Genomic DNA, 21,415 nt, shown 5'->3' with positions numbered 1-21,415 from the left:
CGGAAATCGAGGGCAAAAGAGTGCGGGACAGAAGAATAGTTCAGCACCGGAGCGGTGGGTTCGCGATTTCATTGAGCTGAGTCAAGGTGATCAACTTGACGATCCTTACCATTGGACATAGCCAATTTGAATCGTCCTTTGGAGCTCCCATGCATAAGTCCCTGCTTAGCGCCTCCCTGGTTGCGCTCGCACTCGCCGCCCCGATCGCCAACGCCCACGAGGCCGGTGACATCATCGTTCGTGCCGGTGCGATCACCGTCAACCCGAAAGCCAACAGTTCCGACGTCAAGGTCGACAGCGGCCCCCTGGCCGGCGCCAACCTGGGCGGCAAGGCGACCATGAGCAGCGATACCCAGCTGGGCCTGAACTTCGCGTACATGGTGACCAACAACGTCGGTATCGAACTGCTGGCCGCCACCCCGTTCGAACATGACGTGAAAATCAAAGACACCTCCCTGGCCCCGGCCAATGGCAAGCTCGGTACCCTCAAGCACCTGCCACCGACCTTGAGCGTGGTGTACTACCCACTGGACCATAAGTCGGCATTCCAACCTTATGTCGGTGCCGGTATCAACTACACTTGGATCTATGACGAACACGTAGGCAGCCGTGCCCAGGCGGCAGGTTTCGACAACTTCCGCGCCAAGAACTCCTGGGGCCTGGCCTGGCAGGTCGGTGCCGACTACATGCTGACCGACAACATCATGCTCAACGCCCAGGTGCGCTACATCGATATCGATACCCGGGCCTATGTGGACAACAATGCCCTGGCCGCTGGCACTCGCGCCAAGGTCAACGTCGACGTCGACCCTTGGGTCTACATGGTGGGCCTGGGCTACAAGTTCTAAGCCCAAGCCCCATGAAAAAAGGCGCCCTCGAGGCGCCTTTTTCGTGTCCGGAAAAACGTCAGCGACCCAACAGGCGGGCCAGGCCGACGCTCATCGGCGTGGGCTCGGGAAAGCGGAAGCGCTGCAGCAGACGCTGGTTGCTGGCCCGCGAATGACGAATGTCGCCGGAACGGGCAGGGCCATGGCTGATGGGGGGCAGCTCGCCCACAACCTCGCCCAGGGCTGCCAGCAGTTGCTTGAGCGTGGTCGCCTGGTTCAAGCCAACGTTGACCGCGCCCTCTTCCAGTCGAGGAGCCTCGATGGCTTGTACCAGCACTTCCACCAGGTCACCGATATAGACGAAGTCCCGGGTCTGTTCGCCATCGCCGAATACCGTGATCGGCAGCCCCTTCTGGGCCCGCTCGCAGAAAATGCTGATCACCCCGGAGTACGGCGACGAAGGATCCTGGCGTGGGCCGAAGATATTGAAGAAGCGGAAGATCGCCGGCTCCAGGCCGTGTTGGCGCCGATAGAAATCCAGGTAGTGTTCGCTGGCCAGCTTGTCGCTGGCATAGGGGGTCAGCGGTGCCTTGGGCGTATCTTCGTCGATGGACTGGCCTTCGCCGTTATTGCCGTAGACCGCCGCGCTGGAGGCGAACAACACCCGTTTCACGCCCTGCTCGCGCATGGCCTCGCAAACGTTCAGGGTGCCAATGAAGTTGCTCTGGTGGGTCTGTACCGGATCGTCCACCGAGGCCTGCACCGACGCCACCGCCGCCAGGTGGACCACGGCGCTGCAACCTTGCATGACCCGATTCACCAGGGCGGCATCGGCGACATCCCCTTCGATCAGCTCGACACGCGGATTATCCAGCGGCAGGTTGGCTGGCTTGCCTGTGGACAAGTCGTCCAGCACACGCACCGAGTAACCCTTGGCGAGCAGCGCATCGGCCAGGTTCGAACCGATGAACCCAGCGCCGCCGGTGATCAATACAAAGCCGTCAGCCATGGCGATAGAACCTATCCAGTAAAGCCGGGAGCGCGGCACGCCAGGCGCGCGGCTTGATCCCGAAAGTGTGAAGAATTTTCTTGCAGGCCAGTACCGCGTGCTGCGGTTCTTCGGCGGCATCGGCGAACGCCGCGTGGGCCTGGGCAGTGGGCGCCTCGACAGCCAGCGGGTGCAGCTGTCGCGCCTCGCCGAGTACCGCCTGGCCCAGGGCCAGGGGCGTGGTCGCTTCCTGGCCAGCGTAGTGGTAGGTGCCCCACAACGGCGCGGCACAGTCGAGTTGCTTGAGCACCGAGATGATCACTCGCGCGGCGTCATCCACCGGCGTCGGATTACCCCGGCGATCATCCGCCATGAGCAGTTCCTGCGCCGACTCGGCCCGGGCCAGGAAACGCCCGAGAATGCCCTCGGCGCTGTCATCGAGCAGCCAGCCGAAACGCAGCAGCACATGCTGCGGGCAAGTGGCACGCACGCTCTGCTCGATCCGCCACAACGCCTGGCCATGCAGGCCCAGGGGAACGGGCTCGTCCTTCTCGCTGTAGGCGGTGGCCCGCGAGCCGTCGAATACCCGGTAGCTCGAAGGTTGCACCAGGATGATGTTGTGGTGCTGGCAGAGTTCGGCCAGTCGCTCGACCGCTCGCTCCTGGCCAGCCAGGCGCGCCTCGCTCACCGTCTCCGCCTGGAACCAGTCGAAGTAGTAGGCCAGGTTGATCAAGGCATCCGGACGGGTGTCGTCGAGCAATTGCGTGAGGCTCGCGGCGTCCCAACCGTCTTGCGGCGGACGGGGCGCGAGGAAGCTGATGTCTTCCTCCGCACCCAGGCGAATCAGCGCCTGCCCAAGGGCATTTCCGCCGCCCAGTAACATAAGGCGCATTCGCATAGAGTCAGCAGGCCCAGTGTGTTCGGAACGTTGGTTTGGATTGGTCAATTCCCGGGGAGCCAAGCCGCCGGGTATTGCCGGAATCGTTGCATTTTGCGGGTTTGTGGCGCAACCGTCACTGAGAAAGTGCGCTCCCCCTCCCCTCGAGCGTAGCCACTGGCGCGGGCCAGGTCGCCGCCAAGCCCCCGGGCCAGGCGGTGGTCGGCACCGTATCGGACAAAAGGGGCCGGTAGCCGCCAGGCGGGCGCTTGCAAGTTGCCCCGGGCGGCCGCATAACGTCAGCCATGAACCTTGCCGAATCCGCGAACCTGCCACTGGACGCTTTCCATCCAGCCGTCCGTGCCTGGTTCCAGCGTACCTTCGCCGCCGTGACCACGGCCCAGGCCCAAGCCTGGCCGCTGATCGCCCAGCGGCGCTCGACGCTGATCGCCGCCCCCACCGGCTCGGGCAAGACCCTGACGGCCTTTCTCGCCGTACTCGACGACCTGGTGCGCCAGGGCCTGGCCGCGGGCGGCGAGCTGCCGGACGCCACCCTGGTGGTCTACGTCTCGCCGCTCAAGGCCCTGAGCAACGATATCCAGGTCAACCTCCAGCAACCCCTGGCCGGGATCACCGAGCAGCTGCGCCTGATGGGCCTGCCGGAGTTGACCATCCGTACTGCCGTGCGCACTGGCGACACCCCGCAGAAAGAGCGCAACGCCATGCGACGGAATGCGCCGCAGATCCTCGTCACCACTCCCGAATCGCTTTACGTGCTGCTGGGCTCGGACTCGGGACGTCGGATGCTGGCCAGCACCCGGACGGTGATCGTCGATGAAATCCACGCCCTGGCCGGCAGCAAGCGCGGCAGCCACCTGGCCCTGAGCCTGGAGCGCTTGCAGGCGTTGTGCCGCGCGCCCTTGCTCCGCATCGGCCTGTCCGCCACGCAGAAACCCATCGAGGCGGTATCGCGCTTCCTGGCCGGACGCGACCGGCCCTGCAAGATCGTCGATATCGGCCACTCCCGGCCCCGGGACCTGGACATCGAGGTGCCACCCGTGCCGCTGTCGGCGGTGATGTCCACCGATGTCTGGGGCCTGGTGTACGACCGCCTGGCCAGCCTCGCCCGGGACCATCGCACCACCCTGATATTCGTCAACACTCGGCGCCTGGCCGAGCGCTTGAGTCGCTACTTGAGCGAGCGCCTGGGACGCCAGGCGGTGGCCGCCCACCATGGCAGCCTGGCCAAGGAACAACGCCTGGCCGCCGAACAACGGCTCAAGGCCGGCGAGTTGCAAGTGCTGGTGGCCACCGCATCCCTGGAACTGGGCATCGACATCGGCGACGTCGACCTGGTCTGCCAGATCGGCTCGCCGGGCTCGATCTCGGCCTTTTTGCAACGGGTCGGGCGTTCCGGACACCAGGTTGGCGGCACCCCCAAGGGCCGCTTGTTCGCCCTGACCCGCGACGACCTGATCGAATGCACCGCCCTGCTCGATTGCGTGCGCCGGGGCGAGCTGGACGCCCTGTCGATCCCCAAGGCGCCGCTGGATGTGCTGGCCCAGCAGATCGTCGCCGAAGTCAGCTGCCAGGAGTGGTCGGAAGAAGCGCTGCTGGAGCTGGTGCGCCGCGCCAGCCCCTATGCCGGGCTTGACCCGCAGCACTACCAGGCGCTGCTGCGGATGCTCGCCGAAGGCTTCAATGGCCGCCAGGGCCTGCGCAGCGCCTACCTGCATCGCGACGCCCTGGCCCGGACCCTGCGCGGGCGCCGCGGCGCCAGGCTGACTGCGGTCACCAGCGGCGGCACCATTCCCGACAACGCCGACTACAGCGTGCTGCTCGAACCCCAGGGCCTGAACATCGGCAGCGTCAACGAGGACTTCGCCGTGGAGAGCCATGCCGGCGACGTGTTCCAGCTGGGCAATAACGCCTACCGCATCCTGCGGGTGGAAACCGGCAAGGTACGGGTCGAGGACGCTCCCGGCCAGCCACCGAGCCTGCCGTTCTGGCTCGGCGAGGCGCCTGGGCGCAGCGCCGAATTGTCGGCGGCCGTAGCGCGCCTGCTGGCCCGCCTGGATCAACTACTGGGCGCCGCCCCAGGCCAGCTGCAAGCGGCCATCGACTGGCTGCGACAGGAACCGGGCCTGAGCCAGGCCTGCGCCGAACAGCTGGTGGAATACCTGGCGCCGGCCCGCCAGGCCCTGGGCGCCCTGCCGTCCCAGGACACCTTGATCATGGAGCGCTTCTTCGATGAGTCCGGCGGCACCCAGCTCGTCATCCACAGTCCCTTCGGCAGCCGCATCAACCGTGCCTGGGGCCTGGCCCTGCGCAAACGCTTCTGCCGCACCTTCAATTTCGAGCTGCAGGCCGCGGCCAGCGAAGACGCCATCGTCCTGTCGCTGTCCACCAGCCACAGCTTCGCCCTGGATGAAGTGTGGCGCTACCTGCACAGCAACAGCGCCGAGCACATCCTGGTCCAGGCCCTGCTCGATGCCCCGCTGTTCGGCGTGCGCTGGCGCTGGAATGCCGGGGTGGCCCTGGCCCTGCCACGCTACAGCGGCGGACGCAAAGTGGCGCCGCAGATCCAGCGAATGAAGAGCGAAGACCTGATCGCCAGTGTGTTTCCCGACCAGATCGCCTGCCTGGAGAACCTCGCCGGCGAACGGCAGATTCCCGATCACCCGCTGGTGGAGCAAACCCTGGACGACTGCCTGCACGAAGCCATGGACAGCGCGGGCTGGCTGCAACTGCTGCGGCGCATGGAACAAGGCCAGGTGCGCCTGCTCAGCCGTGACCTGCCGGCGCCCTCGCCACTGGCAGCGGAGATCCTCAGCGCCAAGCCCTATACCTTCCTCGACGATGCGCCCCTGGAGGAACGCCGCACCCAGGCGGTGCTGGCCCGGCGCTGGAGCGACCCTACCGCCAGCGACGACCTGGGCGCCCTGGACCCCGGCGCCATCGCCGCAGTGGCCGAAGAAGCCTGGCCGACTCCCGCCGGCACCGACGAAATGCACGAGGCCCTGATGAGCCTGGCCTGCATCGACGACGCCGAGGCGAAGGCCAACCCCGGGTGGATCGAGTGGTTGCAGGCATTGGCCATCCAGGGGCGCGCCTGTCGCTTGCAGGCGGCCAGCGGCCCCCGGTTGTGGCTGGCGGTGGAGCGCATCGCTTGCCTGCAGGCCCTTTATCCGCAAGCGTCGCTGCAACCGCCGTTGCTGCCGATAGCGGGTTTCGCCCCGGCCTGGGAGCCGGAGGAGGCCTTGGTGGAAGTGATCCGCGCCCGGCTCAGCGGTTTCGCGCCACTGACCCTGGAGCAGGTCGCCACGCCCCTGGGCCTGCCCGAGGAGCAAGTGGCCCGGGCCCTGGCCCGGCTCGAAACCGAGGGTTACGTGCTGCGTGGCCACTTCAGCCCCGGAAGCGATGCACAGCAGTGGTGCGAACGTCATCTGCTGGCACGGATCCATCGCTACACGGTCAAGCGCCTGCGCCGGGAAATCGAGCCTGTGGCGCTGCAGGACTTCATGCGTTTCCTGTTCGACTGGCAGCGCCTGTCAGCGGACACCCGGGGCCAGGGCAGCGCCATGCTGGCCGAGGTGGTGGGCCAGCTCGAAGGTTATCCGGCGGCCGCCTCGGCCTGGGACAGCGACCTGTTGCCGGCACGCCTGAAGGACTACTCCAACCACTGGCTGGATGAGCTGTGCCGCAGCGGCAAGGTGGCCTGGAGCCGGATCAACGCCAGCGGCAAACCGGCCAACGGTGCCTTGCGCAGCACACCGATCGTGCTCCTGCCGCGGGCCCAGGCCCCCCTCTGGAACGGCCTGGCCACCCCGCTCGGCGCCGAGCTGTCGGCCAAGGCGCAAAAGGTCCAGGCCCTGCTGGGCCAGCAAGGCGCGCTGTTCTTCGATGAACTGCTGCATGAAAGCCACCTGCTGCGCAGCGAACTGGAAAGCGTGCTGCAGGAACTGGTGGGGGCCGGGCTGGTGAACGCCGACAGCTTCGCCGGCCTGCGTGCCCTGATCACTCCGGCGAGCAAGCGCCAACAACGCAGCAGCCGCCGCGGGCGCGGCGCCTTCAGCGGCGGCATGGACGACGCCGGGCGCTGGGCCCTGCTCCGGCGCTCGGCGAACCAGGATCCGAGCGCCACCCTGGAACACGTGGCCATGACCCTGCTGCGCCGCTATGGCGTGGTGTTCTGGCGTTTGCTGGAGCGCGAGGCCGACTGGCTGCCCAGCTGGCGCGAACTGCTGCGCACCCTGCATCGCCTGGAAGCCCGCGGACAAATCCGTGGCGGGCGTTTCGTCAGCGGCCTGGCGGGGGAACAATTCGCCTTGCCGGAAGCCATCCCGCTGCTGCGCGAAGTACGCCGCCGCCCTCACGACGGCAGCCTGGTGGCGGTGTGCGGGGTGGACCCGCTGAACCTCGCCGGGACCCTGCTGCCCGGCCCCAAGGTCCCGGCCCTGGGCGGCAACCGCCTGGTGTACCGCGATGGCCTGCCGGCCGCCGCCGAGATTGCCGGGGTCCAGCATATCTGGCTGGATCTGGCCCCCGAGGAGGCCCAGGCCCTGCGCCACAAGCTGGTACGGCACCGCCTGTAGCCACCTCGAGAAGCCAGCGACCGCCAGCATCACTGCGCGCGGGGCGACTCGGGCAACAACAGCGCCGACTCCTCCTGCTCCGGGTCGTCTTCATGGGGCCGCCGCGCCGGCAGCATCACCTGTTGTGGATAAGTCTGGGCGAAATGCACCCATGGGGAGTTATCCACAAGCTTCTTCAAACGCTGGTTGAAGGCCCGCGTTACCGCGTACTGGCCGCCGGACACCGTGCGGAACTGCGCCGTCAGCACCACGCCGTTGAGGTCCATCTTGTCCACTCCGAACACGTCCAGGCCGCCTTGCAGGCTGTACTTGAGGAATGGGTCATCGCTGATGGAGCGACCGGCCTCGCGGATCAGCTCGATGGCCTTGTCGACATCCGAGTCGTAGGTGAACTGTACCGAGAAGAAGGCGAAGGCGAACTGCCGCGACTGGTTGGTGACCGCCTTGATCTGGCCGAACGGCACCGAATGCACGAAACCCTTGCCATCGCGCAAACGCAGGGTACGGATGGTCAGGCCCTCCACCGTCCCGGCGTGGCCGGAATCCAGCACGACCCAGTCACCGATGGACAAGGTGTCCTCGATGATGATGAACAGGCCGGTAATCACGTCCTGCACCAGTTGCTGGGAACCGAAACCGATGGCCAGGCCGACCACCCCGGCACCGGCCAGCAGTGGTGCGACGTTGATCCCCACGTTGGCCATGGTAGTGATCGCACAGATCACCACCAGGATGATTTTGATCGCGTTGCGCAGCAGCGGCAGGATGGTCTTGACCCGGGTGCTGGGCTGGCGGGCCGAACGCTTGTTGGCCGGCGGCTTCAAGGCTTCCTGGATCGCCGTGTCCAGCACCACCCACAGCAGCCAGGTCACCAGGAAGATCAGGCCGATGCTGCTCAGCGAGTCACTGATGGCCCGACCCACACTGTTGCGCTGGGCGAACTCGAACAGCGAGATGCCCCAGATGCGCCCGAGGATCTCGATGAAGGCAATGGCCATCACGATACGCAGCAATGCATGCAGCAGGCTGAGGAAGCGCTCCTTGTAGGCGCTGCTGCGCTGGATCGACTGGGCGCTGCGCGATTTGAACAGGTGCTGCAGCAAGGTGCTGAGGAACACCGTGGCGATCAGCAGCGCGGTGGTCAGCAAGGCACAGCGCAGGGCTTCCTGGCTGTCCTCGCCGGCACCGATCAGGTTGACCGCCGAGACCAGCGCCATCAGCAGGATCGGCCAGTACCAGAGCCCGGAAAAGATCCGCAGCGATTCCTGCAACGCCGGCTGCCCGAGGCGCTGGGACAGCGGGCGATTGCGGATCAACTGCGCCACCGGCCGGCGCAGGCGGACCACCAGCACGGCGAAGAACAGAGTGGCCAGCAATCCGGTGACCACCGCCACGCTGCTGGTGATGTTGCCCCCCAGCTGGCGCGCGATCTGCGGGCTGGCCAAGGCATCGCTGAGGGCCGCGAGAAAGCCCATGAGGAACAACGGCTTGGGACAGTAGCGGCGGATCACCCGGACCGCCGGACGCTTGTGCCCCACGTTGAACAGTACGATCAGGCACAGCAACACGCTGGTGGAGACGATGCCGCTGCTGGTGGCGTAGGCCAGGCACAAGGCCAGGGCCCGTCCCACGGAGCCGGACAACGAGTGACTGACGTACAGCGTCAGGGGCAGGCTGATCAGGGCCGGCAAGGTGTAGGGCAGAAGGTATTCCAGCAAGGCCTGGCCACGGGGGCGAGCCAGCAGCCAGCGTTGTCGCGCCAAACGGCGGGCCAGCCAGCCTCCCAGCAGCGTCAGCAGCACGAAGCTGCCGAGCCAGGTGCCGGACAGCACCAGGAAGTCCCCGACTACGCCCCAGCCGGAACGGTCCGATGGCTGGTTGACCAGGCGCCCGACCTCGTCCGCCGCACGATCGGCGCGCAGGCGCCAGGCATCGAGCAGGTTCTGGTTGAGGTCGAGCTTGTCCTGGACCTCATCGAGGCTCGAACTGATGGCGCCCAGCAACCCACCCTCGACCAGCAGTTCCGGCTTGGCCGGAGTCTCGGCCGGGGCGCTCGGCGCGGGGGCGGCATCCAGCTCGCGGCTGCCCAGCAAGAGCAGCACCCCGAGCAGAATCGCGGTCTTGAGATTCAACACAACGCGGGCTCCTTCAGCAGGGTCTGTAAGGAACTGATCAACAAACGCCCGGCAAGTTCGCCTGGATTGCCCGGCCCTGGCCGCTCATTCGCCGCGATCCTTGACCTGGCGGCAAGTATGTTGTGCCGATATCCGTATTTTTCTGCACGAACCGAAAGCGGACACTGCGCGCCATTGAACTTCAACCGGAGTCGCAGTGATGCCCATTGCCTTGCTCGCGCTGACCCTCAGCGCATTCGCCATCGGGACGACCGAATTCGTCATCGTCGGCTTGTTACCCACCATCGGTGCCGACCTCGGGGTCAGCTTGCCGTCCGCCGGGCTGCTGGTCAGCCTCTACGCCCTCGGGGTAGCCATCGGCGCCCCGGTACTCACCGCCCTGAGCGGCAAGGTTGCGCGCAAGCTCTTGCTGCTGTCGCTGATGGTGCTGTTCACCCTGGGCAACCTCTTGGCCTGGACCGCGCCCAGCTATGAATCCCTGGTGCTGGCACGGATCGTCACCGGCCTGGCCCACGGGGTGTTCTTCTCCATCGGTTCGACCATCGCCACCAGCCTGGTGCCCAAGGAAAAAGCCGCCAGCGCCATCGCCATCATGTTCACCGGACTGACCGTGGCCCTGGTCACCGGCGTTCCCCTGGGTACCTTCATCGGCCAGCACTTTGGCTGGCGCGAAACCTTCCTCGCAGTTTCCGCTCTGGGGGTGATCGCCTTTGTCGGCAGCCTGCTGTACGTGCCGAAGAAGATTACCCACAGCCGCCCGGCCTCGCTGCTGCAGCAGTTGCAAGTACTGAAACAGCCACGCCTGCTGCTGGTCTACGCCATGACCGCGGTTGGCTACGGTGGCTCGTTCATCGCCTTCACCTTCCTGGCGCCGATCCTCCAGGAGATTTCCGGCTTCAGCGCCAGCACCGTGAGCCTGGTGCTGCTGGTGTACGGCGTGTCGGTGGCGGTGGGTAATATCTGGGGCGGCAAACTGGCGGACCGGCGTGGCCCGATCGGCGCGCTGAAGATCATCTTCGCCCTGCTGGCCAGCGTCCTGCTGTTGCTCACCTTCACTGCCAGCAACCCATGGCTGGCGCTGCTTACCGTGCTGCTGTGGGGTGCGGTGGCCTTCGGCAACGTGCCCGGCCTGCAGGTCTATGTGGTGCGCCAGGCCGAACATCACACGCCGCAAGCGGTGGACGTGGCCTCGGGCCTGAACATCGCCGCGTTCAACCTGGGCATCGCCGGCGGCGCCTGGCTAGGCGGCCTGATCGTCGCCCGACTGGGGTTGATCCATACCGCCTGGATCGGTGCGCTGGTGGTGCTGGTGGCCCTGGGCCTGACTGCCCTCAGCGGTCGCCTGGATCGCCGGGACCCGGCCTTCGCGGCAACGACCGGCAACGCTCGGGCCGCAACGGGTCACTGAGGCAGGTTTTGCGCAACGGGGCGCAGCCGAATGGTGGTTTGGCTGCCCCCGGTCGCAGGGCCAGCCGTCCGGCGCTCAGGGGGTGCGGCCGACGCCGAAACGATTGCGGTACTCGCTGGGCGCAAGCCCGGTGATCTTCTTGAACAGGCTGCGAAATGTCGCCGGGTCCTGGTAACCCACGGTCCAGGCGATGTGATCGATGGTGCCGTTGGTGAACTCGAGCATTTCCCGCGCCTTGCCCACTCGCAAGTGCTGGCAGTACTGGGTCGGCTTGAGCCCGGTGGCCGCGCGAAAGCGCCGCAGCAGGGTGCGTTCTTCGAGACCGGCCTGCTGCGCCATCGCCGCCAGCGACACATCCACCGCGCCATTGGCCTGCAACCAGTGCTGCAACTTGAGGATCGCCGCATCGCCGTGGCTGAGGATCGGGGCGAAATTGCTGCCGCACTGGCTGGCGCTGTCGCTGTGCTCCATCACCAGAAAGCGTGCCGTGGCCCTGGCCACTCCTGGCCCCATCAAACGGTCCACCAGGCGCAGCCCCAGCTCGGCCCAGGCCATCAGGCCGGCAGTGGTGATCAGGTCGCCATCGTCGACTATGGGCTGCTCGGCCTCGAGCCGCACCTGTGGATAACGGGCCGCGAAGGCCTTGGCCGAGGTCCAATGGGTGGTGGCGCTGCGCCCGTCGAGCAAACCGCTCTCGGCCAGCATGATCGACCCCACGCAGACGCCCCCCAGGGTCGCCCCGGCGGCATGCTGCTGGCGCAACCAGTGGACCAGGGGCGCAGAGACCTGGCTGGCGCAGAAACCGGCCAGCGCCGGTGGGATCACCAGCGCCTGCAACCCGTCGCCAGCGCCTTGCAGGCTGTCGTATACCCGCGCCGGAGCCTGCTCGGCATTCACCTGCCAATGACTGACCCGCAGCAGCGGCAGGTGCCCGCCGGGCTGCTCGCCGGCTACCCGGTTGGCCACCGCGAACAGGTCGGTCAGGCCATGCACCGCGGCCATCTGCACGCCCGGATAAAGCAGCACGCCCAGCTCGGCGACCGCGCCTTGAATAGCCACTGTCAGTTTTCCCCCTGTTTATGTCGATGCGGCCAATCCTCGAAGCGCTGCCGCGTGCCGATACTGGGCCCCAGGTCGAACACTCACTTGGAGACAACCCCATGGCCAGACAGGCACTCATCGTAATCGATATCCAGAACGACTACTTCGTCGGCGGCAAATGGCCGCTGGTAGGGGTCGAGGCCGCTGCCGACAACGCCGCTCGGCTGATCCGGGCCTTTCGCCAGAAAGCCGCGCCGGTGGTGCACATTCGCCACGAATTTGCCTCCGCCGACGCGCCGTTCTTCACCCCTGGCTCGGAAGGTGCTCAGTTACATGCCAAGGTCCGCAACCAGGGCGATGAACCGGTGGTGCTCAAGCACTACGTCAACGCATTCCGCGAAACCGAATTGCAAACGATCCTCCAGCGGCAAGGCATCGAGGAACTGGTGATCGTCGGCAACATGAGCCACATGTGCGTGGAAGGCACCGCCCGGGCGGCCGCCGACCTGGGTTACCCGGTGCAGGTGATCGACGACGCCTGCGCCACCCTGGACCTGGAGTTCAACGGCAGACAGGTGCCCGCGGCCCAGGTGCAGAGCGCCGTGATGGCGGCCCTGGCATTCGCCTATGCCAGGGTCCTGTGCACCGATGAGTTCCTGGCGTCAGCCTGACACTCCCGAAGTTCCAGCGGTGCGTTCGCAGGTTGCCCGGGACAACGGGCAACCTGTAACGGACGCTGCCCAGCACAACTAGACGGCAGCACTGGCTAAACTGTCGCTCAACTAACGAAGATCAAGCTGACGCTCAACTTGAAGGCAATCATGAGAATGAGTTTCATTAGTTGTGACAAGTTTAATCAAACAGAAAATTAATTTAACAATCCATGAATCGATTCTATTAAATGGAATTAAAAACAAGCCAGCTATTCAGTAGCCAGCTAATCGTTAGTGTCGATATTCATTAACGCCGTTCAACTTTGACTTTCAACTAAAACTCCAGCCCCGCTAGCCATTCACCGTCCCTAAGATCTTTTCAGAATAGTTTCCCTGCGAGCCATAAAACTGCGTTATGAGCCAGTTCATTGGCCTTGCTTGCAAAAACCAAAGCCTTGGCTAACTTGATAGCTACTCGCCACTGAAGTGTTCTTCAGCCGCTAGAAAACCAATAAAAACCAGCCGAGGAAGCAACTAACCGAACGCTCGAATTCGCACTATCGACATGGAATCGGTCATTTCAATCAAGAGGGATGCTTGATGAAGCGTAGTTTGTTGCCTCGTGCCTTTTCGTTGAAGGGTACAACGGAAAACTATTGGCTCTCGCTGCTGGTCTTCTCGGTCCTGGTCATCGCCAGCTTCCTATTGTTCGAAGAGCAGATCCAGCAGTTGCTCGAACACCTGGGCAACTTTCTCCCCGACAATCCCGTGCAACGCACCGGCCTCGCCCTGTTGCTGGTGGCGCTGCTGGCCCTGGATGTACTGCTGCCGGTGCCTTCGAGCCTGGTGGCACTGCTGGCGGTGGCCGCCCTGGGTGCCATCGGCGGCTACCTGGTGATCTTCGTCGGCCTGTGCCTGGGCGCAGCGCTGGGCTATTGGCTGGGCGCCGGCTACTTCCGCCTGTTGTCCAACTGGCTGGGCCTGCGCACCTGGCAGCCCGGGCAGATGGCCTACCGTCTCGGCACCTGGTCGCTGATCTGCCTGCGGGGAGTTCCGGTCCTGGCGGAAACCTCGGTATTGGCCGCCGGCATGCAACGCTACCCGCTGCGCCAGTTCCTGTTGGTCACTACCCTGGCCAATGCCGGCCTGGCCCTGGCCTACGCCGCCATCGGCAGCCTGCTGGTGGACCAGAACGCGCTGCTGGCGACCATCCTCGCCAGCATGGTGCTGCCGGGGCTGTTCCTCGGCGCCCGCAGCCTGTTCAAGCCACGCCCCACGCAACCGCGGGTCGCCCGGCCTGAGGTGCTGGAGGGACGCTTCGAGGTCAGCTACCACTACCCGGTGCTCTTCAGCGACCACCTGTTCCAGGTCGACAACCCCTGCCTGCGCCAGCAGTTGCTGCAAACGAGCGGCGCACGCGCCACGGTGCTGGTCTTCGCCGATGAACAACTGCTGCACTGCTGCCCGCAATTGGCGCGGCAGATCGGCGACTACTTCAGCGCCCATGCCCCCGAGCTGTACCTGAAGGCCGCGCCGATCGCGGTGCCGGCCGGAGAGCTGTGCAAGACCCCAGACGTGCTGCAACAGCTGTATGCGCACATGCTCGAACAGGGCCTGGATCGTCATTGCCACGTCCTGGCCCTGGGTGGCGGCGCGGTGCTCGATGCCGTGGGCTATGCCTGCGCCACGTTCCACCGGGGCATGCGCCTGGTCCGCATTCCTACCACGGTGTTGGCGCAGAACGATGCCGGCATCGGGGTGAAGAACGGCATCAATGCCTTCGCCCAGAAGAACCTGCTGGGCGCCTTCTACCCGGCCACGGCGGTGATCAATGACTTCCAGTTGCTGCTCAGCCTGTCGCCGCGCGACCAGATCGCCGGGCTGGCCGAGGCGGTGAAGGTGGCGGTGATCAAGGATGCACCGTTCTTCCAGTGGATGGAGGAACAGGCCGAGGCCCTGGCTCGTTTCGAGCACAGCGCCAGCCGCTACGCCATCCGCCGCTGCGCCGAGCTGCACCTGGGGCACATCACCGGCGCCGGCGACCCTTTCGAACGGGGCAACGGCCGGCCACTGGACTACGGCCACTGGGCCGCCCACAAGCTGGAGAACCTCAGCCAGCACCGCTTGCGCCATGGCGAGGCGGTGGCCGTGGGCATGGCCCTGGACGCGCTCTACGCCAATGCCAGCGGCCTGCTGAGTGATGCCGAGACCCGGCGCCTGCTGCAATTGCTCGATCGCCTGGGCTTCAACCTGTGCCCTGCGGAGCTGAACCTCAAGGATGCCCAGGGCCGCTCCCTGGTGCTGCAAGGGCTGGAAGAGTTCCGCCAGCACCTGGGGGGCCAGCTGTCGATCCCGATGCTCAAGCGTCTGGGACAGTCCATCGACCTGCATCACATCGAACTGCCGCTGATGGAGCAGGCCCTGGCGCGCCTGGCCGGCTGCCATGGCCCGGACTTCGCCTGGACCGAGGGCTGCGCGCAATGAGCCAGTCGCCCCTGACCACCTGGCTGACCCTGGGCCGGGTCTCCAACCTGCCGACGGTGTGGACCAACGCCGCGGCCGCGGCCCTGCTGGCCAGCAGCGCGACGACCCTGGACCCGCCCTCGCCGCTGGTCTGGACCTTGCTGCTGCTGGCGCTATCGGCGCTGTACCTGGCGGGCATGCTGCTCAATGACTTGCTCGACGCCGACTGGGACCGCCGCCACCAGAATCCGCGGCCGATCGTCCTGGGGCTGGTCAGCAGTACCCAGGTCAGCCTGGCCACCGCCGCCCTGCTGGCGCTGGCGGCCCTGGCGGTGCTCGGCCTCAGCCGCCTGATCGCCCAGCCCCATTGGCTGCTGGCCAGCGCTGGCTTGCTGCTGCTGTTCATCCTGGCCTACGACCTGCTGCACAAGAGGTACCCCCATAGCGTCTGGCTGATGGGCGGCTGCCGCTCGGCCCTGTACCTGACCGCCGCCGCCTGCCTGGCCATGCCGCCGCAGCCGTTGTGGCTGTGCGCCGCGCTGCTGGGCATCTACATCGCCGGCCTGACCTACCTGGCCCGCCTGGAACACCGCAACCAGCTGCTCAGCCGCCTGCCGCTGTTGCTGATGCTCAGCCCCCTGGCCCTGGCCGCCTATGCCGACAACCGCGTGTTCTGGCTGGTACTGCTGCTGTGGCTGGGCTGGCTGGGCTGGCACTACCAGCGCCACCTGGCCAATCCGCGCCAGCGGCAGATCCGTGCCTTCATCGGTGCAGGACTGGCAGCCCTGCCGCTGTTCGATGCCCTGGTACTGGCCCTGGCCAACCAGCCGCTGGGCAGCCTGCTGTGCGTGCTGGTGTTCTTCCTGCTCCCCCACCTTCAACGTTGGATCAAGCCGACATGAACATGGACGTCACCGCTTCCGCGCCAGCCCTGGCCATGCGCCATGAGGCCTTTGCCGAGCGCCGCCAGTTGCTGGAGCAGCAACTGGACAGCGACACCCACCACTGGTGGCGGCAAGCCCTGGAGCAACTGGCCAGCCAGCCATCGGCCAATACCCTGGTACTGCTCAGCAGCCAATGCCGGCGCCGGCTTGGCGATACGCCAGTACCGCAAGCCGCGGGCTGGAACCTGGCCCAACTGGCCCGCGCGGTGCTGCTGGGACAGCTGCTCGAACAGCAAGACGCCGCAGGACAACTGCCACTGCTGCGCCAGTTGTTCCTGTGGGGCGACGACCAGGAGAAATGCGTGCTGCTCAAGGTCCTGGACGACCTCGACAGCCAGGGCCGCAGCCTGGAGCTGGCACTGCAGGCGGGGCGCACCAACAACCGCGAGGTGTTCGCCGCCATCGCCCTGGACAACCCCTTCGTCGCCCGCCACTACCAGGGCCGGGCCTTCCACCAGCTGCTGCTCAAGGCCCTGGGCATGGGCCTGGACTGCGGGCGCATCGCCGGCCTGGAACAGCGGCGCAGCGTCGACCTCAACCAGCTGGCCCTGGAGCACATGGAAGAACAGCTGGCCGCGGGCCGCAGCGTCAATGACAACCTGCCCCAGGCCATCGCCTTCGAGCTCTTGAGCCCGGCCCAACTCCAGCGCTTGCGCGGTTTCTGCCAGCAGCAACGCCTGCCGGCGCAATGGCTGGGGCATTTCCCGCCTGGCACCTGAAGCGCCCGTACCTATCGAGCTCTCTCCACCCCTACCTCAAGGATTCACCATGGCCAAGTATTTCGATCCGCATATCCATATGGTCAGCCGCACCACCGACGACTACCAGAACATGGCCGCCGCCGGCATCACCGCCGTCATCGAGCCGGCCTTCTGGCAAGGCCAGGCGCGCACCAGCGTCGGCAGTTTCATCGACTACTTCGACACCCTGCTGGGCTGGGAGCGTTTTCGCGCCAGCATGTTCGGCATCCACCATTTCTGCACCATCGGCCTGAATCCCAAGGAGGCCAACGACCTGTCGGTGGCCAACGAGGTGCTGGAGATCCTGCCGCGCTACCTGGTCAAGGACGGCGTGGTGGCCGTCGGCGAGATCGGCTACGACGACATCACCCCCGAAGAGGATCGCTTTCTCGCCGCCCAGCTCGAACTGGCCAGGCAATTCAACCTGCCGGTGCTGGTGCACACCCCGCACCGGGACAAGATCGGCGGCACCAAGCGCACCCTGGCGGTGATCCGCGAGGTGGGGGTCGCCGAACACCTGGTGATCATCGACCACCTCAATGAGCTGACCCTGCCCCTGGTGCTGGACAGCGACTGCTGGCGCGGGCACTCCATCTACCCCAACACCAAGATGTCCGAGCAGCGCATGGTGGCCCTGCTGCAGCAGTACGGCACCGAGAAGATGGTGGTCAACAGCGCCGCCGACTGGGGCATCAGCGACCCGCTCAAGGTGCCCAAAACCGGACAGGCGATGCTCGCCGCCGGCTTCAGCGAAGCCCAGGTGGAGCAGGTGCTGTTCCACAATCCGGTGGATTTCTTCGCCCAGAGCGGGCAACTGGACAAGCAGTTGGTCAGCACTGCGCTACCCATCGACCAGCGTCGCCAGTGGCAAGACAACTCTGCCCTGCGGGGCCAGGAGCCGGTGGTCAAATGAGCAGCCGGAGCGGCTGGAGCGCTGCGCAACTGGGCTATTGCGGCAACGTGCACCCGGCGCCGGACCTGGCGGCCCTGCGGGCGTCGATCCAGGAACAGTTCCAGGACGTGCGCCGGCAACGAGGGTTGGCGGTCCAGGACAGCGGCCTGTGGATCAGCGCCCGGGCCGCCGCCGAGTTGCAGCAGCCAGAGGCCCGCGAGGCCTTCCTCGACCTGCTGCACGAGTGCGGGCTGCGCCTGACCTCGCTCAATGGCTTCCCCTATGGCCAGTTCCATGGGGGCGTGGTGAAGGCCGAGGTCTACCGGCCAACCTGGGCCGAGCCGCCGCGCCTGGAATACAGCCTGCAACTGGCCCATTTGCTGGCTGCCGCGCTGCCCCTGGACTGTCACCAGGGGGTGATCTCCAGCGTGCCCCTGGGCTATGCCGCCAGCTGGGACCCGGCCCAGCAACAGCAGGCCGAGGAGCAACTGCGGCAACTGACCGCCGCTCTGGCCAGCCTGCATCGCCAGAGTGGCAAGCGAATCCTGGTGTGCCTGGAGATGGAGCCGGACTGCGTGCTGGAGAATACCGAGCAGGCCATCGCCTTCTTCAAGCACTGGCGCAGCGTCGATCCCCATCACCGCTACCTGGCCTTGTGCTTCGATGTCTGCCACCAGGCGGTGATGTTCGAAGACTGCTACCGGTCCCTTGAACGCCTGCTGGCGGCCCGGGTGCCGGTGGGCAAGATCCAGTTGTCCAACGCCCTGGTCTGCCAGCTGCCATTCGCCGATCGCCGGCGCCGCGAGCAGGTCCTGCAAGCCCTGGGCAATTTCGTCGAAGCCACCTACCTGCATCAGGTCAAGGCCCGGGATGCCAGCGGACAGCTGTTGGCCTGGGCCGACCTGCCCGCTGCGCTAAAGGCAACGGCACCGGCGCTGGGACAATGTCCGGAGCTGCGGATCCATTTCCATGTGCCGCTGTTCAGCGAGCAGTTCCTGCTGGCCGAGCTCCACGGCAGCCAGCAGGCCCTGCTGCGCACCTTCGACTTCCTCGCCGAGCACCCACACTTCCAGCCGGTTCTGGAAGTCGAGACCTACAGCTGGAACGTGCTGCCCGACATCCTGCGTCCGGATGGCCAGCAGGCGCTGCTGCGGGGTATTGCCGCGGAATTGCAGTGGGTCGAGGGACAACTGCGCCAGCGCCAGCTGTTGCGTGCCCAATCCAGCCCCCTGGAGAGGTCCGCCCATGCCTACTGAGCGCGCCCGCCAGCCGCTGCTGTTGATCAACGTGGTGGGCCTGACCTCCAGCCTGCTGGGAGCGGCCACGCCACGGATCAACGCCTTGTTGCAACGGGCGCGGATGACCAGCCTGCGCCCGGTTTTCCCGGCGGTGACCTCGACGGTGCAAGCCTCGTTCCTCACCGGCCTGCCCCCTTCGGGGCACGGCATCGTCGGCAACGGCTGGTACTTTCGCGACCAGGCCGAAGTGCGCTTCTGGCTGCAACCCAATGCCCTGGTCCAGGGTGAGAAGGTCTGGCAGGCCCTGCAACGGGAAATCCCCGGCCTGCGCTGCAGCCAGTTGTTCTGGTGGTTCAACATGTACGCCGAGGTGGACGCCGCGATCACCCCGCGCCCCCACTACCCGGCCGACGGGCGCAAGTTGTTCGGCCTGTACTCCTCGCCTCCGGACCTGCACCAGCGCATCGAGCGGCAGATCGGCGAGTTTCCGTTCCCGGGCTTCTGGGGGCCGGCCGCCGGGATCGCCTCCAGCCGCTGGATCGTCGATTGCGCCATGGCCGAGTTCCAGATCACCCGTCCCGACCTGCAATTGATCTACCTGCCGCACCTGGACTACAGCCTGCAACGGGTAGGCCCCGAGCACCCGTCCATCGCCGATGAGGTGCGGGCCATCGATCATGAGGTCGGGCGTTTGCTGGACTTCGCCCGGGCACAGGATGCGGCGGTGATGCTGGTTTCCGAATACGGCATCGAGGCGGTGCAGCAGTCGATCTCCATCAACCGCATCCTGCGCGAACAGGGCCTGTTGCACGTGCGCCACTCGGTGGCCTGGGAACTGCTGGACGCCGGTGCCAGCGCTGCCTTTGCGGTGGCCGACCACCAGATTGCCCACGTGTATGTGCACCGTGCGCAAGACGTCGCCCGGGTCAAGACGCTGCTGCAACGCCAGCCCGGCATCGAGCAGGTGCTGGACAAGCACGAGCAACGGGCCTGGCAGCTCGACCATCCGCGCAGCGGCGAGCTGGTGGCGGTGGCCGCGCCGGGCTTCTGGTTCGATTACTACTACTGGCTGGACGACCGCCTGGCCCCGGACTTCGCCCGCACCGTGGATATCCACCGCAAGCCGGGCTACGACCCACTGGAGCTGTTCGTCGATCCGGCGATCCGCTTCCCCAAGCTGCGAGTGGCGCGCCGCCTGCTGCAGAAGAAGCTCGGCTTTCGCTACTACATGGACTTGATCCCCCTGGACACCGGACTGATTCGCGGCAGCCATGGACGCTTGCCGAGCAACGAGCAGGTCGGCCCCCTGTTGATCACCGATTGCGATTTACCACTGCCGGAGCAGTTGCCGGCCACTGCGGTAAAGCACCTGCTCCTAGCGCATTTCCTAGGGCGCCCCTATGACGATACGGCTCAGGCCAAGGAGATTCCATGCGGCGAACCATCCCTATAGTGCTCGGTATGCTGGGTTGCCTTGCGCAAGCCCAGGCAGCCAGCTCTTTCGAGTGCAAAGACTTCCTCAATTTCGCGGGTGACCGGGAGGGCACCTTCCAGACCTTCCAGCAAGACCCGGACACCATGGCCTGGAACTGGTTCGTGTGCCTGAACAAGCCCGATCCATCCAAGAGCTCGCAACTGCTCTGGGAATCCTTCAAGCCCTCCAACGAGGTGTACCTCAGCAACGGTGGGCCGCCCCTGCCCTACGACATGCCGGCCAACGTTCCGCTCCAGGTGACCCAGGCAGCCGGTGGCATCCCCGGAATGGACCCCAACGGGCTGTTCCTCAACCTGGGCGACGACCGTGACGGCAGCACCAACAACGGTATCCAGCAGGTCGATGGCCTGGCGCTCTACATGGGCAACAAGGCGCCACCGGCGCAGGCTGGCCAGCCCGTGCGCTTCCACCTGTTGATGGGCGAGCAGACCTACAACTACATCGTCGACCAGAAGGTCTACAACCGTAACGGCCTCGCGGCCCTGACCAGCGACCTGGAGTTTCCCTACACCGCCTGGGAACTGAAGACCTCCTGGCTGTGGATCGGTGGCGATGTCACCTTCAAGCAGCAACTCGCCACCCAGGGCTACTACATCGCCCAGGGCTATTACATCGACAAGGGAGGTAACTACCACACAGGTTTTGCCGGGCTCAGCGGCATGCATGTGATCAACAAGCTGACCGAGGGTTGGGTCTGGACCACCTTCGAGAACAGCCACAACCCCGACTACACCGTAACCAACCAGCCCAAACCGCAGCCAATGACCAACACCACCGGTCCGACCGAGGCCGCCCAGAAGGTGAATCCGCAGTTCCAGCAGCAAAACCCGACGCTGGCCAACTACGAGCTCATCGGCGTGCAGTACAACCCCGATAATCCAGAGCCCAAGCTGCTGGCCAACTCGCAGTTGGAGTCGGCTTTCCAGAGCAGCTCCTCGTGCCTGGCCTGCCATAACACCGCCGCCATCAAGAAGAACACCTTCTTCGACTTCGCCATCCCGCAGAACGACGGCATCGTCTATCCCACCACCGTACTGCCGCCTTCCGACTTCGTTGGCTACCACAAACTGGACTATGTCTGGTCGCTGAAACGCGCCCAATGGCAACGCTAAGGAGCAG

At 65.7% G+C, this 21,415-nt stretch carries 15 protein-coding genes; 11 read left to right on the top strand and 4 right to left on the bottom strand.

The window, feature by feature from the left end; all coding sequences use genetic code 11:
• Positions 1–149: 149 nt before the first annotated feature.
• Positions 150–848 carry an OmpW/AlkL family protein gene (locus tag H7A76_RS09155; protein ID WP_185698189.1) on the top strand — a complete coding sequence of 233 codons (699 nt, stop codon included), beginning with the start codon at positions 150–152 and terminating at the stop codon, positions 846–848.
• Positions 849–906: 58 nt separating this feature from the next.
• On the opposite strand, the gene H7A76_RS09150 is transcribed toward H7A76_RS09155, so the two are convergent.
• Both H7A76_RS09150 and H7A76_RS09145 read right to left on the bottom strand, forming a co-directional pair.
• Positions 907–1,836 carry an NAD-dependent epimerase/dehydratase family protein gene (locus H7A76_RS09150; RefSeq protein WP_185698188.1) on the bottom strand — a complete coding sequence of 310 codons (930 nt, stop codon included), beginning with the start codon at positions 1,834–1,836 and terminating at the stop codon, positions 907–909.
• Positions 1,829–2,713: a sugar nucleotide-binding protein gene (locus H7A76_RS09145; protein ID WP_185698187.1), complete on the bottom strand. Its 885-nt coding sequence runs from the start codon at positions 2,711–2,713 to the stop codon at positions 1,829–1,831. Before H7A76_RS09145 ends, H7A76_RS09150 begins: the two co-directional genes overlap by 8 nt.
• Positions 2,714–2,997: 284 nt before the next feature.
• Here H7A76_RS09145 and H7A76_RS09140 point away from each other — a divergent pair, with 284 nt between their 5' ends.
• Positions 2,998–7,287, top strand: a complete 4,290-nt coding sequence (locus H7A76_RS09140) for a DEAD/DEAH box helicase (RefSeq protein WP_185698186.1) — start codon at positions 2,998–3,000, stop codon at positions 7,285–7,287.
• Positions 7,288–7,316: 29 nt separating this feature from the next.
• Here the strand turns inward: H7A76_RS09140 and H7A76_RS09135 are convergent, their stop codons facing one another.
• Positions 7,317–9,422, bottom strand: coding sequence for a mechanosensitive ion channel family protein (locus H7A76_RS09135; RefSeq protein WP_185698185.1), 2,106 nt, complete (start codon positions 9,420–9,422; stop codon positions 7,317–7,319).
• 199 nt (positions 9,423–9,621) lie between these two features.
• On the opposite strand from H7A76_RS09135, the gene H7A76_RS09130 reads away from it, so the two are divergent.
• Positions 9,622–10,830, top strand: coding sequence for an MFS transporter (locus H7A76_RS09130; protein WP_185698184.1), 1,209 nt, complete (start codon positions 9,622–9,624; stop codon positions 10,828–10,830).
• Between the two features lie 75 nt (positions 10,831–10,905).
• On the opposite strand, the gene H7A76_RS09125 is transcribed toward H7A76_RS09130, so the two are convergent.
• Complete coding sequence (locus tag H7A76_RS09125) at positions 10,906–11,832, bottom strand: helix-turn-helix domain-containing protein (RefSeq protein WP_221775179.1); 927 nt, start codon at positions 11,830–11,832, stop codon at positions 10,906–10,908.
• A 158-nt stretch (positions 11,833–11,990) separates the two neighbouring features.
• Between H7A76_RS09125 and H7A76_RS09120 the strand changes: the two genes are divergently transcribed.
• The 8 genes from H7A76_RS09120 (at position 11,991) to H7A76_RS09085 (ending at position 21,408) form a co-directional block, all read left to right on the top strand.
• On the top strand, positions 11,991–12,542 hold the full coding sequence (locus H7A76_RS09120) for a cysteine hydrolase family protein (RefSeq protein ID WP_185698182.1): 552 nt from the start codon (positions 11,991–11,993) through the stop codon (positions 12,540–12,542).
• Between the two features lie 582 nt (positions 12,543–13,124).
• The gene (locus H7A76_RS09115) at positions 13,125–15,008 is read left to right on the top strand and encodes a 3-dehydroquinate synthase (RefSeq protein WP_185698181.1); all 1,884 of its coding nucleotides are present in this window, start codon (positions 13,125–13,127) and stop codon (positions 15,006–15,008) included.
• Positions 15,005–15,889, top strand: coding sequence for a UbiA family prenyltransferase (locus H7A76_RS09110; RefSeq protein WP_185698180.1), 885 nt, complete (start codon positions 15,005–15,007; stop codon positions 15,887–15,889). The genes H7A76_RS09115 and H7A76_RS09110 overlap by 4 nt, the downstream gene beginning before the upstream one ends.
• Entirely contained in the window at positions 15,886–16,650 is a 765-nt protein-coding gene (locus H7A76_RS09105) for an EboA domain-containing protein (RefSeq protein WP_185698179.1), read from the top strand. Before H7A76_RS09110 ends, H7A76_RS09105 begins: the two co-directional genes overlap by 4 nt.
• Before the next feature lie 49 nt (positions 16,651–16,699).
• Positions 16,700–17,584 carry a TatD family hydrolase gene (locus H7A76_RS09100; RefSeq protein WP_185698178.1) on the top strand — a complete coding sequence of 295 codons (885 nt, stop codon included), beginning with the start codon at positions 16,700–16,702 and terminating at the stop codon, positions 17,582–17,584.
• Complete coding sequence (gene eboE / locus H7A76_RS09095; RefSeq protein ID WP_185698177.1) at positions 17,581–18,819, top strand: metabolite traffic protein EboE; 1,239 nt, start codon at positions 17,581–17,583, stop codon at positions 18,817–18,819. Before H7A76_RS09100 ends, eboE begins: the two co-directional genes overlap by 4 nt.
• Positions 18,809–20,254 carry an alkaline phosphatase family protein gene (locus tag H7A76_RS09090; RefSeq protein ID WP_185698176.1) on the top strand — a complete coding sequence of 482 codons (1,446 nt, stop codon included), beginning with the start codon at positions 18,809–18,811 and terminating at the stop codon, positions 20,252–20,254. Before eboE ends, H7A76_RS09090 begins: the two co-directional genes overlap by 11 nt.
• Positions 20,233–21,408: a hypothetical protein gene (locus H7A76_RS09085; protein WP_185698175.1), complete on the top strand. Its 1,176-nt coding sequence runs from the start codon at positions 20,233–20,235 to the stop codon at positions 21,406–21,408. Before H7A76_RS09090 ends, H7A76_RS09085 begins: the two co-directional genes overlap by 22 nt.
• Positions 21,409–21,415 lie beyond the last annotated feature (7 nt).

Origin of the sequence: Pseudomonas sp. MSSRFD41, assembly GCF_014230245.1 — a bacterium.
GTDB classification, from domain to species: Bacteria; Pseudomonadota; Gammaproteobacteria; order Pseudomonadales; family Pseudomonadaceae; genus Aquipseudomonas; species Aquipseudomonas piscis.
Note: the sequence above shows the minus strand (reverse complement) of the source record. Positions and strands in the feature narration are given on the sequence as shown.